Source organism: Streptomyces capparidis (assembly GCF_054782095.1).
In genome coordinates this window covers 21841-37563 of sequence record NZ_BAAGTD010000064.1, presented here as the reverse complement: position 1 = coordinate 37563, position 15723 = coordinate 21841, and the positions used below count along the sequence as shown (strand labels likewise).

The 15723-nt window shown below is 75.6% G+C and carries 12 protein-coding genes and 1 pseudogene; 7 read left to right on the top strand and 6 right to left on the bottom strand.

Going from position 1 to position 15723, the window contains the following annotated elements; translation table 11 throughout:
• Positions 1 to 434: pseudogene (locus ACYVO2_RS33415) on the bottom strand (hypothetical protein); the annotation flags it as partial.
• A 166-nt stretch (positions 435 to 600) separates the two neighbouring features.
• Positions 601 to 1830, bottom strand: coding sequence for a S8 family peptidase (locus ACYVO2_RS33410; RefSeq protein ID WP_461011848.1), 1230 nt, complete (start codon positions 1828 to 1830; stop codon positions 601 to 603).
• Between the two features lie 263 nt (positions 1831 to 2093).
• On the opposite strand from ACYVO2_RS33410, the gene ACYVO2_RS33405 reads away from it, so the two are divergent.
• From ACYVO2_RS33405 to ACYVO2_RS33385, 5 genes are all read left to right on the top strand, one after another.
• Positions 2094 to 2906: an SGNH/GDSL hydrolase family protein gene (locus ACYVO2_RS33405; RefSeq protein WP_461011847.1), complete on the top strand. Its 813-nt coding sequence runs from the start codon at positions 2094 to 2096 to the stop codon at positions 2904 to 2906.
• A gap of 307 nt (positions 2907 to 3213) precedes the next feature.
• On the top strand, positions 3214 to 5193 hold the full coding sequence (locus tag ACYVO2_RS33400; RefSeq protein WP_461011846.1) for an AfsR/SARP family transcriptional regulator: 1980 nt from the start codon (positions 3214 to 3216) through the stop codon (positions 5191 to 5193).
• Between the two features lie 353 nt (positions 5194 to 5546).
• A complete protein-coding gene (locus ACYVO2_RS33395) occupies positions 5547 to 6212 on the top strand; it encodes a class I SAM-dependent methyltransferase (RefSeq protein WP_461011845.1) in 666 nt (221 codons plus the stop codon).
• 319 nt (positions 6213 to 6531) lie between these two features.
• Positions 6532 to 6804, top strand: coding sequence for a hypothetical protein (locus ACYVO2_RS33390; protein WP_461011844.1), 273 nt, complete (start codon positions 6532 to 6534; stop codon positions 6802 to 6804).
• Positions 6805 to 6959: 155 nt separating this feature from the next.
• Positions 6960 to 7865, top strand: coding sequence for a hypothetical protein (locus ACYVO2_RS33385; protein WP_461011843.1), 906 nt, complete (start codon positions 6960 to 6962; stop codon positions 7863 to 7865).
• On the opposite strand, the gene ACYVO2_RS33380 is transcribed toward ACYVO2_RS33385, so the two are convergent.
• From ACYVO2_RS33380 to hmgA, 4 genes are all read right to left on the bottom strand, one after another.
• Positions 7862 to 9016: a CaiB/BaiF CoA transferase family protein gene (locus ACYVO2_RS33380; protein ID WP_461011842.1), complete on the bottom strand. Its 1155-nt coding sequence runs from the start codon at positions 9014 to 9016 to the stop codon at positions 7862 to 7864. The genes ACYVO2_RS33385 and ACYVO2_RS33380 overlap by 4 nt on opposite strands.
• The gene (locus tag ACYVO2_RS33375) at positions 9013 to 10164 is read right to left on the bottom strand and encodes an acyl-CoA dehydrogenase family protein (RefSeq protein ID WP_461011841.1); all 1152 of its coding nucleotides are present in this window, start codon (positions 10162 to 10164) and stop codon (positions 9013 to 9015) included. Before ACYVO2_RS33375 ends, ACYVO2_RS33380 begins: the two co-directional genes overlap by 4 nt.
• Positions 10165 to 10278: 114 nt before the next feature.
• Positions 10279 to 11034, bottom strand: coding sequence for a GntR family transcriptional regulator (locus ACYVO2_RS33370; protein WP_461011840.1), 756 nt, complete (start codon positions 11032 to 11034; stop codon positions 10279 to 10281).
• A gap of 60 nt (positions 11035 to 11094) precedes the next feature.
• Positions 11095 to 12459 carry a homogentisate 1,2-dioxygenase gene (gene hmgA / locus ACYVO2_RS33365; protein ID WP_461011839.1) on the bottom strand — a complete coding sequence of 455 codons (1365 nt, stop codon included), beginning with the start codon at positions 12457 to 12459 and terminating at the stop codon, positions 11095 to 11097.
• 330 nt (positions 12460 to 12789) lie between these two features.
• On the opposite strand from hmgA, the gene ACYVO2_RS33360 reads away from it, so the two are divergent.
• Together ACYVO2_RS33360 and ACYVO2_RS33355 are read left to right on the top strand one after the other, a co-directional pair.
• A complete protein-coding gene (locus ACYVO2_RS33360; protein WP_461011838.1) occupies positions 12790 to 14589 on the top strand; it encodes an acyl-CoA dehydrogenase family protein in 1800 nt (599 codons plus the stop codon).
• 258 nt (positions 14590 to 14847) lie between these two features.
• On the top strand, positions 14848 to 15663 hold the full coding sequence (locus tag ACYVO2_RS33355; RefSeq protein ID WP_461011837.1) for a 4'-phosphopantetheinyl transferase family protein: 816 nt from the start codon (positions 14848 to 14850) through the stop codon (positions 15661 to 15663).
• The last annotated feature ends 60 nt before the right edge of the window (positions 15664 to 15723 follow it).

The following is a 15723-nucleotide window of genomic DNA, read 5'->3' as shown; positions in this document are numbered from 1 at the left end:
CCGCCCTGGGCGCCGCGGGCAGCGGCGCCGCCGCCGGCGGCGAAGGCGGGGCCGGTGGGGCCGGTGGGGCCGGTGGGGCCGCGTCCGGTGCCGCCCGGCTCCGGCGCGGCGGGCCCGGCCGCCTGAGTCCCCGCGGCGGCGGGCCCGATGACGGCGGCTTCGGTGACGGCAGCTTCGGTGACGGCTGCTTCGGTGACCGCGGGTCCGACGACCGCGGCTTCGACGGCCAGGGCTTCGCCCGCCGCCCGCCCGCCCGTGCGGTGCCCGGCGGTCCCGCGTCCGGTGGCCCGGTCGGCGGCGCCCGGCGCTGCTCCGCCCGATCCCGCGGCGCCCGGTCTCGCGGCGTTCAGCCTCGCGGTGACCCGGTCCGCGGTGACCCGCAGTGCGGTGGTTCGGCGGTCAATGGTCCGGTGGCGCTCTGTGGTGTTCCGCATCGGCGACTTTCCCCCGTCTCGCCAGCGTGTCCGGTTCCCAATGTCGCCCAGGGCTCGAACCCCGGTCAACCGGAGGTTTCGGACGCCGGGGGCCCGGGAAACCGGACCGCCGCGCACCGGTGCTGGCCGGTGCGCGGCGGGTGGCGCGGTGTTCGTCAGCGGATGGTCACTGCACGATCTGGAGCAGGCGGTTCGGGCTGCCGGTGCCCGGGTTGGTCACCTTGCCGGTCACCGCGCCGCTGGTGATCGCGCTGGCGACCTGGGCGGGGGTGGCGGAGGGGTGCGCGGCCAGGTACAGGGCGGCGACGCCCGCGACGTGCGGGGAGGCCATCGACGTGCCCGAGATGGTGTTCGTCGCGGTGTCGGAGGTGTGCCAGGCGGAGGTGATGCTCGAACCCGGGGCGAAGACATCCAGGATGCTGCCGTAGTTCGAGTAGCTGGCGCGGGCGTCGGTGCTGGTGGTGGCGCCCACGGTCAGCGCCTCCGCGACCCTGGCGGGGGAGGCGGTCGAGGCGTTGGTGTTCGAGTTGCCCGCGGCGACGGCGTAGGTGACGCCGGAGGCGATGGAGTTGCGCACGGCGGTGTCCAGCGCGGTGTTGGCGCCGCCGCCCAGGCTCATGTTGGCCACGGCCGGCTTCTTCGCGTTCGCCGTCACCCAGTCCACGCCGGCGACGACGCCGCTGATCGTGCCGGAGCCGGAGTTGTTCAGCACCCGCACACCGACGATGTTGACGTTCTTCGCCACGCCGTGCAGGGTGCCGCCGACGGTCCCGGCCACGTGCGTGCCGTGGCCGTTGCCGTCCTGGGCGACGTTGTCGCCGTCCACCGCGTCGTAGCCGTTGGCGGCCTGGCCGCCGAAGGCGGTGTGGGAGATGCGGACACCGGTGTCGATGATGTAGGCGGTGACGCCCTGACCACCGTGGTCGGGGTAGGTGTAACGCTGGTCGAGCGGCAGTGAGGGCTGGTCGATGCGGTCCAGGCCCCACGACGGGGGGTTGGTCTGCGTCGCGGCGAGCGACACCCGGGAGTCCTGGACGACCTGGGCGACGGCCGGGTCGGCGGCCAGGCGCTTGGCCTGGGCCTCGGTCATCTTCGCCGCGAACCCGTCGAGGGCGGCGTGGTAGGTGCGCTCCACCGTGCCGCCGTACTCGGCGGCGAGGCTGGTGCTCTGGCTCCGGACCTTGGCCGCTGTCGCGTCCTGGTCGAGGATGACGATGTAGCTGCCCTTGATCGCGTCGGGCGAGTTGGCGCCCACGATCGATCCCTGCGCCGCCGGGGCCGCCGACGCGGGGAGGACGGTGAGGGCGCCGATGGCCGCCGCGGCCACGGTCGCGCAGAGCGCGGCGCCGATTCGCCGCTTGCTGGTGTGCTGCCTGTCCTGGGGCATCACTGCCATGTGAGGGGTCTCCTCCTCATCGGTGGTGCATGGGAACGGAGGGTTCCGTACCCGACCGCCTGAATGATTGGTCGGTTGGCGTGTTCAAGACAAGACGTGTGCACGAATGTCATGTGTATGTCATGCCGCTGCAATACCAAAAGGTGAAAACCGGGTGATATAAGGTTTGCTACGCGCGTAAAAATTGGCATGCACACTTCCCCTCCGCCGGAGATCACTGCTACCACTGTGAGGCAGCGCACGATTCCACAAGTGGAGGTCCCATGAGGGTGTCCCGCTTCGTGTCCGCCGTCTCCGCCGCTTCCGCGCTCGCCGTGGGCGCGGTCCTCGGTGTCCTCGGCACCACACCCGCCGGCGCCGCGACCACCGCGGCGGCCAACTACGTCGCGCTCGGCGACTCGTACTCCTCCGGCGTCGGCGCCGGGGACTACGGTTCCAGCGGCGACTGCAAGCGCAGCGCCAACGCCTACCCGGCCAAGTGGGCGGCCGCCAACGCCCCCGCCTCGTTCTCGTTCACCGCCTGCTCCGGCGCGCGGACCGACGACGTGCTCAACAACCAGCTCGGCCCGCTCAACTCCGGGACCTCCCTGGTCAGCATCAGCGTCGGTGGCAACGATGTCGGCTTCGCCGACGTCATGACCACCTGCGTGCTGAACTCGGAGAGCACCTGCCTGTCCCGCGTCCAGCAGGCCCGCGCCGACGCCGGCAACCTGCTCCCGGCCAAGCTGGACCGCACCTACGCGACCATCAAGGGCAAGTCGCCCTCCGCCAAGGTCGTCGTCCTCGGCTACCCGCGGTTGTACAAGCTGGGCGGTTCCTGCATCGTCGGGCTCAGCGAGACCGAGCGCTCCGCCCTCAACGGCGCGTCCGACCACCTCAACACCGTCATCAGCCAGCGCGCCGCCGCCGCCGGGTTCACCTTCGCCGACGTGCGGCCGGCCTTCGCCGGCCACGAGATCTGCTCCGGCGACTCGTGGATCCACAGCGTGACCTGGCCGATCGGGGACTCCTACCACCCCACCGCCAAGGGCCAGACCAGCGGCTACCTGCCGGTCTTCGCCGCCAAGGCGGGCTGACGGGCCGCCACGGACCAGACCCGCACGGGCGCCCGGCCGGGACCACCCGGCCGGGCGCCCGCCGTGTCCGCGCCGGTTCTCCCACCCCCCGGCGCCGCGCCCGCCGCCCCGGGGCAGAGCCCGGCCGCCGCGCCCGCGACCTGCTGCTTCCCGTTCCGCGTCGAGTGCCGTGTGTTGTAATCGACCTCTGCCCCGGCAGGGGGCAACGGCGTGCGACCGTGCCGCCCGCCGCCTACCGTCCGCGGAGGTGGCACCGGCGCTCCGGCCGCGCAGACGGACCGTCGGTACATCCACGGGGGTGGTTTCGATGTCGCGGGCGAACGACTCCCTGCGGCTGGAGCTGTTGGGGCCGGTACGGGTGTGGCGGGACGGCGCGGAGGTGGATCTCGGACCGCCCAAGCAGCGCGCCGTCCTCGGCTTCCTGGCGAGCGGGGTCGGCAACGCCGTGAGCGTCGAGCAGATCGTGGACGCCGTGTGGGGCAGCGAGGCCCCGCACACCGCGGCCGGCGGCGTCCACACCTACATCGCGGGACTGCGCCGCGCCCTGGAACCCGGCCGCGGCAGGCGCCAGAGCGGCGACGTCGTGGCCTCCGTGCCCACCGGGTACGCGCTGCGCCTGGACCCGCGGGCGGTGGACGTCCGCGTGTTCGAGGACCTCGTCGGACGGGCCCGCCGCCACGCCGCCGCGGGCGAGCGGACCGAGGCCATCGCGCTGTTCGACGCCGCGCTGCGATTATGGAGGAGCGAGGCGTACACCGGAGTCCCAGGCCCCTTCGCCGTGGTCGAGAGCACCCGGCTGCGGGAGCTGCGCCTGACCGCCGCCGAGGACTGGGCCGAGGCCATGCTGGCGGCGGGCCGCCACACCGAGGCCGCCGCGGTCCTGTCCGAGATGGTGTCCAGGGAGCCGCTGCGGGAACGGCTCCGCGGACTGCTGATGCTGACGCTGTACCGCTGCGGCCGCCAGGCCCAGGCCCTGGCCCTGTACCGGGAGACCCGGCGGCTGCTCGCCGCGGAACTGGGCGTCGAACCCGCCCCCCACCTGCGGCGGCTGCACCACCGGATGCTCAACGGGGACCCGGCCCTCCAGCCGCCCACCCGCGAGGCGGGGCCCGCGGCGCCCTCCGCCCCGGGCGACGGGCCGCGCCCGGCCCCGCTGCCCCGGCCCGCCCAGCTCCCCCCGGCCGCCCGCGGCTTCGTCGGCCGGGTCGCGGAACTGGCCCGGGTGCGCGCCCTGCTCGCCCAGGGCCGCCGGGCGGGCGACACCGCCCCCGCCCTGGTCGTCGTCGACGGCCCGCCCGGGGTGGGGAAGTCCGCGCTCGCCCTGCACCTGGCGCACAGCCTCGCCGGCGAATACCCGGACGGCCAGTTCCACGTGGACTTCGCCGGGACCGACACCGGCGGGTGGCGGCTCAGCGTGGAGGAGGCGACGGCGCTGCTGCTGCGCAGCCTCGGCGTGGCCGAGCGGGACCTGCCCGCCGACCTGCCCGGGCGCACGGCGCTGTACCGCAGCCTGGTGTACGACAAGCGGATCCTGGTCGTCCTGGACGACGTGGCGGACGCCCGGCAGGTGCGCCCGCTGGTCCCCAACGGGCCGGGGTGCGTCCTGGTCACCGGCCGGAGCCGGCTGAGCGGCCTGGTGGCCAGGGACGGCGCCCACCGGGTGGGCCTGGCCCCGCTGCGCCCCCGTGAGTCGCTGGAGCTGTTCGCCCGCCTGCTCGGCGAGGCGCGGCTGGACGGGCAGTGGTCGGAGGCGGCCCGGCTCGCGCACCTGTGCGGCCACCTGCCGCTCGCGCTGCGCATCGCCGCGGGCACGCTGACCGGGGAGCCCGGGATGCGGATCGACCGCCTCGTCGAGGCGTACGCCGTCGAGCACGAGCGGCTCGACCACCTCGCGGTCCCCGGCGACGCCACCGCGAACGTCCGCGCCGCCCTGGCGTCCTCGTACCGGGCCCTCCCTCCGGCCGCCGCGCGGATGTTCCGGCTGCTCGGCCTGTACGGCGGCAGGATCGTCACCGCGGCCACGGCCGCGCGGCTGTACGACACCGACCGCGCGGGGGCGGCCCGGATCCTCCAGGCGCTGACCGACGCCCGGCTGCTGGAGGAGGACGGCCCGCACCGCTACCGCCTGCACGTCCTGATCGGCATCTACGCGGCCGAGTGCGCGCGTGAGGAGCCCCACGAGGACCGGGCCTCGGCCCTGGAGCGGCTGTCCGAGTACTGGAGGTTCCCGCTGACCGGGCTCGCCCGCCAGGAGGCGCTCTGCGGCGCCTGCCCCTCCGGCGCCTGACCCTCCGCCGGCCACCCGGCCCACCGGCACCCCGCCCACCGGCACCCGGCACCCGGCGCCGTCCAGACGACGTGCAGATTCTCTTCAGACCACCTCGCGCATGCTGACGGTGCGCGCTCGCGGCGCCGGGCACCCCGCCCGGCGGGTGCGGTGGGCGGTGTCCGCACCCGCGAGCGCGCCCGGAACGCCGGCGCGACCTCGGCGGCCCGGCGCCGGACGGCCCGACGGTCCGCCGGCGCCCCCCGTGGCCCCGCCCCCTCGGCACGGGCCGGCCTCCCGCGCCGCCGCGCTCCGGCACGCACCCCCCAGGTGCACCCGCGCACCCGTGCACCCGAACAGAAAGCAGGTACGTCATGAACGACTCCGCCGAGAAGTTCGACGCGCTGTACGAGGGCCGTTCCCCGCTCGGCACCCTGATCCCGTGGGAGATCGGCGCCCCGCAGCCCCTCGTCGTCTCCCTGGACGAGTCCGGGCGCATCAAGGGCGAGGTGCTCGACGTCGGCTGTGGCTCCGGCGAGCACGTGCTGTACCTCGCGTCGAGGGGCCACCGCGTCACCGGCGTGGACTTCTCCGCCACGGCCGTCGAGAGGGGCCGGCGCAAGGCCGCGGAGCGCGGTCTGCACGTGGAGTTCGCGGTCGGCGACGCCACCCGGCTCGACGGCCTGGAGGACCGGTTCGACACGGTGATCGACAGCATGCTCTTCCACACCTTCGACACCGACAGCCGGGCCAGGTACGCCAGGGCCCTGCACCGGGCCTGTCGCGACGGCGCGAACGTGTACGTCATGGGCCTCAACGCGGGCTCCCGCACCACCACCCTGTCGGAGTTCCGGGGGGTCGGCGCCCTCAGCTCCCTGATCTCCTCCGCCGCGCCCCTGGGTCCCGACGACTTCGAGGCCGCCTTCACCGACGGCTGGACGATCGACTCCGTCGAGGAGGCGACGCTGCTGGCCAGCTTCCCCGAGCATGAAGGGCCCGTGACCCTGCCCGCGTGGCTGGCCTGCGTCCGCCACGGCTGACCACCGACCGGCGGGCCGGCCCTCAGCGGCCGGCCCGCCCCCCGAGGGATCCCCGGCCGCCCCGCGCCGGGGATCCCCGGCGTGCGTGCGCGGCGGCGCCGGTGTGGCGCGCCGCGGTCTGTCGCGAAGGGCCGCCCGCTGGGAGGATGTACGGTGCCGCACACAACCGCGGTCCCGCGGCGCCAGGTCCGCGCCGGGGGAGCCGGCCGGCGACACCGGCGTCTCCCCGGGACCGCCGCAATGCTGCTGCACCGCAGCGCCCGGCAGTGGTTAGGCTTACCCTGCCCGCTTCGGGCGCCTCGAACGGGTGGGGAGTTTGATGAAGCAGATAGAAACGCGCACCAGGCCGCGGATTCCGGCCGTCAACTGCGGTGGCAGCGTCTCCGGTGCACGCCTGGACCGCCACCTCGCGATCCTCGGTGGGCCCGCCCTGCCCGCGGCCAAGACCGAGGAGGCGGCCGGGCTGATGCTCGACATCGCCGCCTCGCACGGTCAGCGCAGGGCGGCGCCCCGCCGCACTGCGGGCGTCGTGCTGTTCGCGCCGCTGCGCCGCCTCCGCAGGACCCTCTTCGGCGGTCACCGCCCGACCTGATCGCGTCGGCCGGGGGCGCGCCACGTCCCCGCCCGCCCATCCGGCGGGCGGGGTGCCGGGCCGCCCCCTCCCACCCTGTGCCGCCCCTCGCCGGAACCCCCCACCCGTCGCCGGCCGTGGGTTTTCGTTGCCCGTGCACCATGCCGGAGGGCGATGTGAACCGCACAGTTCCCCTGCTCCCGATCCGAGTGGCCGAGCACTTCCCCGAGGTCGCCGACCTGGCGAGGACCACCACGCTGCTCTACCCCAGGGCCGGTGACCCGTCGGTCCACGTCAGCTCCATGGGCGGCCCCCTGCTGTGGCCCGCCGACGAGCCCTGGCCGCACTGCGCGGCACCCGACCACTACAAGCCGCTGCGCCGCCCCGTGGAGACCGTCGGCCCGCCCGGTGTCGCCCTGGTCCCCGTGCTCCAGTTGTACGCGCGCGACGTCCCCGGCCTGCTGCTGCCCCGCGGCACCGACCTGCTCCAGGTGCTGTGGTGCCCGCTCACCCACCCCCCGAGGCACGCCCCGCTGCCGGTGCTGCGCTGGCGGCGCACCGCCGACATCGTGATGGGCCCGCTGCTCGCCTGCCCGCCCGAGCCGTGGGAGTACGACGAGCAGTGCGTGCCCAGGCCGTGCGTCGTCCACCCCACCCAGGCGCTGGAGTACCCGGGGTTCGACCTGCCGCGGTCGCTGCGGGAGGCGGTCAGACGGCGCGGCGCGGCGCTGGAGGAGGAGCACGGCCTCACCTACTGGGACGTCGCCGTGGCCACCCAGACCAAGGTCGGCGGCTACCCGGGCTGGACGCAGGAGCCGGACTGGCCGGTGTGCGGCTGCGGGCGCCGGATGGAGCACCTGCTGACGGTGCACAGCCGGGAGCCGTCACGGACCAGCCCGTGGCTGCCTGAGGAGGACCGCTGGGGCAGCGGCCCGGTGTGGCGGCGCCCCGTGGCCCCCGACCTGGAGTCGGCGATCGGCCCCGGCCCCGGCATGTCCCTGGGCGACATGGGCGGGGTGTACCTGTTCCTGTGCCCGGTCTGCCCCGGCCCCCCGTGGGACCACCGCCACGACTGCCCCTAGGCCCCGCCCGGCCCGCCCCGCTCCCCCGTCGCCGCGGCGATCTCCTCCGGGGTGAGGCCGGCCTCGGACAGCACCTGGGTGGTGTCCGCGCCCGGGGCGGGGGCGGGGGCCGGGGGAGGGGCGGGGGTGCGGGTGAAGCGGGGGGCGGGCATGGGCCAGGGGGTGCCCGAAGGGCCGGGGCGGTAGGTGCCGCGCGCGGCGTTGTGCGGGTGCTCCGCGGCCTCGGTGAGGGAGAGGACGGGCGTCACGCACGCCTCGGAGCCCTCGAACAGCGCGGCCCACTCGTCGCGCGCGCGGCCCGCGAACACCCCGGTGAGGCGGTCGCGCATCGCGGGCCAGGTCGCGGGGTCGTCCGGGGCGGCGAAGTCCGGGTCGCCGGCCAGGCCGAGGACGCGCAGCAGCTCGTCGCGGAACGCCCGCTCCAGGCAGCCCACGGCCACGTGCCCGCCGTCGGAGCAGCGGTAGACCCGGTAGAAGGGGCCGCTGCCGTCCAGGAAGTTGACGCCGCGTTCGTCCCGCCACCTGCCGACGGACAGGAAGCCGTACGTCATGGCGAGCAGCAGCGCGGTGCCGTCCACCATGGAGGCGTCCACCACCTGGCCGCGCCCGTCCGTCCCGGCCCGCAGCAGCCCGCCGAGGACGCCGACGGCGAGCAGCATCCCCCCGCCGCCGAAGTCCGCCACCAGGTTGAGCGGCGGCACCGGGTCGCCGTCCGCCGGCCCGAGGGCGTGCAGGGCCCCGGACAGCGCCAGGTAGTTGATGTCGTGCCCGGGTGCCGGGGCCAGCGGCCCGTCCTGGCCCCAGCCCGTCATCCTGCCGTACACCAGGCGCGGGTTCTCGGCGCACAGCTCGTCCGGGGCCAGGCCCAGCCGCTCCGCGACGCCGGGCCGGAAGCCCTCGATGAGCGCGTCGCAGGTCAGCGCGAGCCGCCGCACGGCCAGGGCGCCCTCGGGCCGCTTGAGGTCCACGACGACGCTGCGGCGGCCCCGCAGCAGCACCGGGTGGGCCAGCGGCGAGCGGTCGCCCGGCCGGTCCACCCGGATCACCTCCGCGCCCAGGTCGGCCAGCAGCATCCCGCAGAACGGGACGGGCCCGATGCCGCCGAGCTCCAGCACCCGCAGCCCGGTCAGCGGCCCGGAGACCGCACTCACAGGCCGAGCGACTTTCCGACGATGGACTTCTGCACCTCGCTGGTACCGCCGTACACGCGGTGCACCCGGGCGTCCGCGTACAGCCGGGCGATCGGGTACTCCATCATGTAGCCGTAGCCGCCGTGCAACTGGAGGCACTTGTCCACGACGCGGCCCTCCGTCTCGGTGGCGACCAGCTTGGCCTTCGCCACGTCGGCCAGCGTCAGCTCGCCCCGCTCGTGCGCCTCCAGCGCCCGGTCGGACAGCGCCTGCGCGGCCTCCACCTCGGCCGCGCACTCGGCGAGGACGAACTTGGTGTTCTGGAACGACGACAGCGGCTTGCCGAACACCTGGCGCTGCCGCACGTACTCCACGGTCATCTCCACCGCGGCGGCAGCGGCGGCCACGGCGGCGACCACGATCGCGAGCCGCTCCTGCACCAGGTTGTGCGTGAGGTACTCGAAGGCCCGGCCCTCCTCGCCGAGCAGGTCGGCCGCGGGCACCCGCACGTCGTCGAAGAACAGCTCGGCGGTGTCCTGGGCGCGCAGCCCGATCTTGTCCAGCTTCCGGCCGACGCCGTAGCCGGGCATGTCGCGCCGCACGGCGAGGATGCTCAGGCCCGCCCGGCGGTCGTGCTCGTCCCTGGGGGAGGTGCGGGCCACCACCAGGACGAGGTCGGCGAGGAACCCGCCGGTGATGAAGGTCTTGGCGCCGTTGAGGACGTACACGTCGCCCTCGCGCCGCGCGGTGGTGGAGATCCCCGCCAGGTCGGAGCCGGTGCCGGGCTCCGTCATGGCGATCGCGGTCATCGTCTCGCCGCTGACGAAGCCGGGCAGCCAGCGGCGCTTCTGCTCCTCGGTGGCGTACTCGAGCAGATAGGGCAGCACCAGGTCGGTGTGCACCCGGCTGGCGCCGAGCGTCACCGCGTACCGGGCGCACTCCTCGGAGAGCACGGCGCTGAACTTCATGCCGGGCGTCCCGCCGCCGCCGTACTCCTCGGGCGCCTCGATGCCCAGCAGCCCCAGCTCGCCCATCCGCAGGTAGAACTCGCGGGGCGGATGGCCGAGGCTCTCCCACTGCGCGTAGTGGGGGACGACCTCCTTGAGGAGGAAGGCCCGGACGGTCTCCCGGAACGCCTCGTGGTCCTCGTTGAACACGGTGCGGCGCACTGCGGTCTCCTTCGCTCGCGGCCAGGCCGGCCCATGGCTCGGCGCCCGAGCGAAGTTACCCGCGCGTCAGATGGTTGTACAGGGCACGCGGTGCCCCGCGGCGGCCGGATCCGGTCAGGAGCCCGCCTCCAGCGTCACGGAGAAGGAGAAGCGGTCCCCGCGGTAGTGGATCCGGGCCACGTCCACCACCCGGCCGCCGTCGTCGTAGGAGACGCCGGTGCAGTGCAGGATCGGGCTCAGCAGCGGCACACCGAGCAGTCGCGCCGTCTCCGGGTCGGCCAGCCGGGCCTGCACCGTGTCGGTGATCCGGCTGATCCGCACCCCCAGGCGGTCCCGCAGCACCCGGGTCATCGGCCAGCGCTCCAGGTCCGCGGTGTCCACCCGCTCGCCGTACTCGGGCAGCACATGGTTCTCCGCCCAGCTCGTCGGCTCGCCGCCGTCCCGGCGCAGCCGCCGGAAGACCGTGACCCGCGAGGTGCCGGGGAAGTGCTCCGCGAGCTCGGGCGGCACCGCGGCCGTGCCCCGGTCCAGCACCTCGGCCCGCTCGGCGGACTGCTGCGCCACGATCGCGTCCACCGAGCCCAGCAGCCGCACCGGCGCCGTGGGCCGCGCCGACGGGTCGATGAACGTGCCCCGCCTGCGGTGGCGGGTGATCAGGCCCTCCTCCTCCAGCGGCTTGAGGGCCTGGCGCACCGTCAGCACGCTCACCCCGTAGTGCCGGGCCAGGCCCTCCTCGGTCGGCAGCCGCAGCGGGCTGTCCGGGTGGCGGCCCAGGATGGAGGCGCGCAGGCTCTGCGACACCTGGTACCACAGCGGGAGCCTGCGGTTCAGGGTCAGCGGGTCGGGCTGGTACGTGTCGGCTGCGGTCACGGTCTGCCGTTCGCGGTTCCTCGCTCGGGTGCGGACGCCGGGGGCGCCCCCCCCGCCGGGCTACGCGCCCTCGCCGTCCCGGCCGGGCCGCGGGCGGCGGGGGAAGTGCCGCTCCAGACCCTGCCACACCGCGTCGTAGTCCGACTGCCGGTGCCCGGCGTCCCTGGCCCCCTCGGTGAGCACCACCGGCCACCGCGTCTCGAACATGAACGCGAGGCCGTCCGCCAGCTTCTGCGGCACCAGCTCCGCCGCGCTCGCCCGGTCGAACGTCTCCCGGTCCGGGCCGTGCGCGCTCATCATGTTGTGCAGGCTCGCCCCGCCCGGCACGAAGCCCTCCGCCTTCGCGTCGTAGCCGCCCCGCACCAGGCCCATGAACTCGCTCATCACGTTCCGGTGGAAGTACGGCGGCCGGAAGGTGTCCTCGCCGACCAGCCAGCGCGGCGCGAACACCACGAAGTCGGCGTTGGCCAGCCCCGGTGTGTCCGAGGGCGACGTCAGCACGGTGAAGATCGACGGGTCCGGGTGGTCGTAGCTGATCGTGCCCAGCACGTTGAACCGCGCCAGGTCGTAGACGTACGGCGCCAGCGTGCCGTGCCAGGCCACCACGTCGAGCGGCGAGTGGTCGTACACGGCCGCCCACAGGTTGCCGCCGAACTTGTTCACCACCTCCACCGGCTCCTCGCGGTCCTCGAACGCGGCCGCCGGCGCCAGGAAGTCCCTCGGGTTGGCCAGCCCGTTCGCGCCGATCGGGCCCAGCTCGGGCAGGCGGAACGGCTGGCCGTGGTTCTCGCACACATAGCCGCGCGCCGTCCCGTCGGGCAGCTCCACCCGGAACCGCAGGCCCCGCGGCACCAGCGCCACCTGCCCCGGCTCCACGTGGAGCAGGCCGAGCTCGGTGCGCAGCAGCAGGCCGCCGAGCTCGGGGACGATCAGCAGCTCGCCGTCGGAGTCGGAGAACACCCGGTCGGCCATGGAGCGGTTGGCGGCGTACAGGTGGATGCTCACGCCCTCGCGCCGCAGCACGTCGCCGTTGCCGCCGACGGTGAACAGGCCCTCGACGAAGTCGGCGCTCCCGCCCGGCAGCGGCAGCGGGTCCCAGCGCAGCCGGTTCGGGTCCGGCTCGGTCCGGGTGAACGGGGCCGAGCGCAGCGCCCCGTTGCCGATCCTGCGGAACGGCGGGTGCGCGGCGGACGGCCGGATCCGGTACAGCCAGCTCCGTCGGTTGACGTGGCGGGGCTCGGTGAACGCGGTGCCGCTGAGCTGCTCCGCGTACAGGCCGAGCGGCGCCCGCTGCGGGGAGTTGCGCCCGACGGGCAGGGCGCCGGGGACGGCCTCGCTGCTGTGCTCGTTGCCGAACCCGGAGGAGTACCCGACCCCGGCGACCACGCGCCGTCCCGGCTCGGCTTCGGTACTACGGCTGGTCATTGGCGTGCTCCTGTGCCCGGTGGGGGTGGTGCCTGCGGTGTGTGCCGCCTCCGCGGTGAATCCTATGCCCGAGCATAGGATTTCTCGACCCGTCGGGGGAGGGCGGGGCCGTCCGGGGGAGGCGAGGGGGGGAACGGCCCCGTCGCGCCCCGGCCGAGGCGCCGGGCCCCGGCGCGCGGGGGGCGCGCGGCAGTGGCGGGCGGCCGCTCCGATCCCGCTCCAGCCCGGCTCCAGAGGGCCTTCCGATCCTTGGCGGGTCGGTGCGGACGAAGGGCTGCGAACCGGGGGCCATGGTGCGCATCGGGACACCCGGTGACCGAGGGGGCGTGCATGGCCATGATCGGCGCGGAGGCGGCCGGGGTGCTGGGCACCACCGGGGCGCCGCCCGCCCGGGCCACCGCGGCCGAGCGCGCCGCGGCCCTGGAGACCCTCCTCGGCGACCCGGCCGACCCCGCCAACCCGCTGGGCCACGAGGCCCTGCTCGCCGCCGACGCCCGGGCCGAGCCGCCCGGCGACGGCGAGCGGCTGCTGGACCGGTTCGCGCTGAACGCCGAGTTCGTGCCCGCCCACCTGGGCGGCCGGCTGGACAGCGTCGAGGGCCTGGCGCGCGTGCTGCGGCCGCTGTTCCGGCGGGACGCCGCGCTCGGCCTCGGCTACGGCGTCACCACCTTCCTCGCCGCCGTCACCTCCTGGCTGGCGGGCAGCCCCGAGCAGCAGCGCCGCACCGCCGGACTGCTGCTCGGGGGCGGCCGGATGGCCGTCGCCCACCTGGCGCTCGCGCACGGCAACGACTTCGCGCGCGACGAGTTCCGGGCCGTGCCCGACGGGCGGGGGCTCCGGGTCAGCGGGCGCAACCGGGTGATGGCCAACGTGGAGCGGGCCGAGGCGCTCACGGTCTACGCGCGCATCGCGCCCGAGCCGGGCAGCCACAGCCACAGCGTGCTGCTGCTCGACCGGGACCGCATCCCCCCGGCGCACCTGACCCCGCTGCCGCGCCGCCGCACGCACGGCGCGCGCGGGGTGCGGTTCGCCGGGCTGCGGCTGTCCGGCCTCCCGGTGCCGCGCAGCGCGGTGGTCGGCCAGACGGGCGAGGGCGTGGCGCTGGCGCTGCGCTCGTTCCAGGTGACCCGCGGCGCGGTCCCGTCCATGGCGCTCGGGCTGGTGGACACCTGCCTGCGCCTGGCGGTCCGGTTCGCCGAGGAGCGCGGGGGCTCGGCCGGCGCCGGCGCGGACAGCAGGAACGCGCGCCCGGTGTTCGCCGCGGCCCTCGCCGACCTGCTGCTGAGCGACAGCCTGTGCCTGGCCGCGACCCGCGCGGCGAGCCTGCTGCCGGAGCAGACGGGCGTGCCCGCGGCCGCCGTGGAGTACCTGGTGCCCAAGATCCTGGGGGAGGCCGTCCACGACCTGTCGGTGGTGCTCGGCTCCGCCGTGTACGAGCGACGGGGCCCGTACGGGGTGTTCGCCAAGCACGTGCGCGACCTGCCCGTCACCGGGCTGGGCCACACCGGGGCCGCGGCCTGCCAGGCCACGATCATCCCGCAGTTGCCGCTGCTGGCCGCGCGCGCCTGGTTCGACGGCGAGCCCGCGCCGCGGGCGCTGTTCGGGATCGGCGGTCCGCTGCCCGCGCTGCGCCTCGCGGGCCTGCGGCCCGCGGCGGGCCGGGACGCGCTTGCGGCTACGCTCGTTGAGGTGGCGGAGAGCGGCCCGCCACGCGGAGGCGGCGCCGGGGAGGCGGCGGTGCAGCGGCTCGCCCAGGGGTTCGCCCGGGAGCTGCGCGCACTGCGCGGCCGGATCGGCGTCGCCGGACCCGCGGGCGCCGCGGGCATCGCCCCCGCGGCCGTGCCCGAGCTGACGGCGGTGGCCGACCGCTACGCGCACGTGCTGGCGGCGGCGGCCTGCCTGGGGGTGTGGCGGCGGGAGGCCGACGCCCGCCCCGGCGGTTTCCTGGCCGATCCGGCGTGGGTGGTCACCGCGCTGGCCAGGGCGGCCGGGCGGCTCGGCGGGCTGCCGGGGGTCGCCGACCCCGCCGAGGTGGCGGCGCCGTACGAGGACCGACTGGCCGACGAGGTGATGGCCCGCTACCGCGACGGGCTCGGCTACGACCTGTACGGGGCCCGGGTGAGCGGATGAGCGGACCGGCCCGAGGGGCGCGCCGGCACGGCGCGCGGCCGGGCACGAGGCACGGCACGACAGCACACAGCACGACAGCACACAGCACACAGCACGGCAGCACGCACACAGCACACGGAACACGCACGGATCGGGAACGCGGACATCGATGGGAGTGGAATGATGCGGACCGGGACGCTGGACCGGGTGGTTGCCGGCGAGGCTCCCGCCGGCGGCCGGACACGGCCGGCGGAGTCTCGGGGGCCACGGCCGCTGCGCGTGGGCGGGCCGCTCGGCCCGTGGCAGCAGGTGCGGAGCGACCTGGAGCGGTACGGCTGGGCCGTGGTGCACAGCGAGGTGGACGCCTGGCTGCCCCGGCTCCCGGACGGCCCGGCCGTCCGGCGCCTGCTCGGCCGGGACTGGGAGCGCTACACCCGGATGCGCAACCCCCGGATGCGGGCCAGGTTCGCCGCCACCCGGTCCCTGCTCAAGCACGCCGTGGGCGTGGCGGTCGAGGCCCCGCCGCACACCGTCGAGCTGGGCTACAGCGCGTTCGGCCGCCCCTACCCGCGGGGCCTCGACCAGGTGGACGTGAGCCTCAGCCACACCGGTGACTTCCTGCTGCTCGGCCTGACCACCAGGGGCCGGATCGGCGTGGACGCGGAGGAGGCCGACCGCCCGCTGCTGGACAAGGGCACCGCGCGCCACATCTGCACCCCGCACGAGATCCAGGCGCTGGCCCGGATGCCGGTGGGGCAGCGCAACCGCGGCGCGGTGCGGCTGTGGACGCTGAAGGAGGCGTACAGCAAGGCGATCGGGCAGGGGCTGCGGTTCCGGTTCACCGAGTTCGGCTTCGGCGGCGACGGGCAGCCGGTCGGGGTGCGGCGGCCGGACGGCACCCCGGGCACGGGCAGCGAGTGGACGTTCGCCACCTATCTGCTCCAGGAGCGGTTCCGGGCCAGCGTCGCCCTGTACGACGCCGGGTTCGGCGCCCCGCGGGACACCGCGGCGGCCACCATGCTGGACCCGAACCTGGTGGACGCGGTCAACGAGATGGTGGCGCGCGCGAACCGGGAGTACGGCACGGCGGCCTGACCGGCCCGCCACGCACGGCGCCCGGCCGCCTCCCCGCGGGGAGGCGGCCGGGCGCACGCG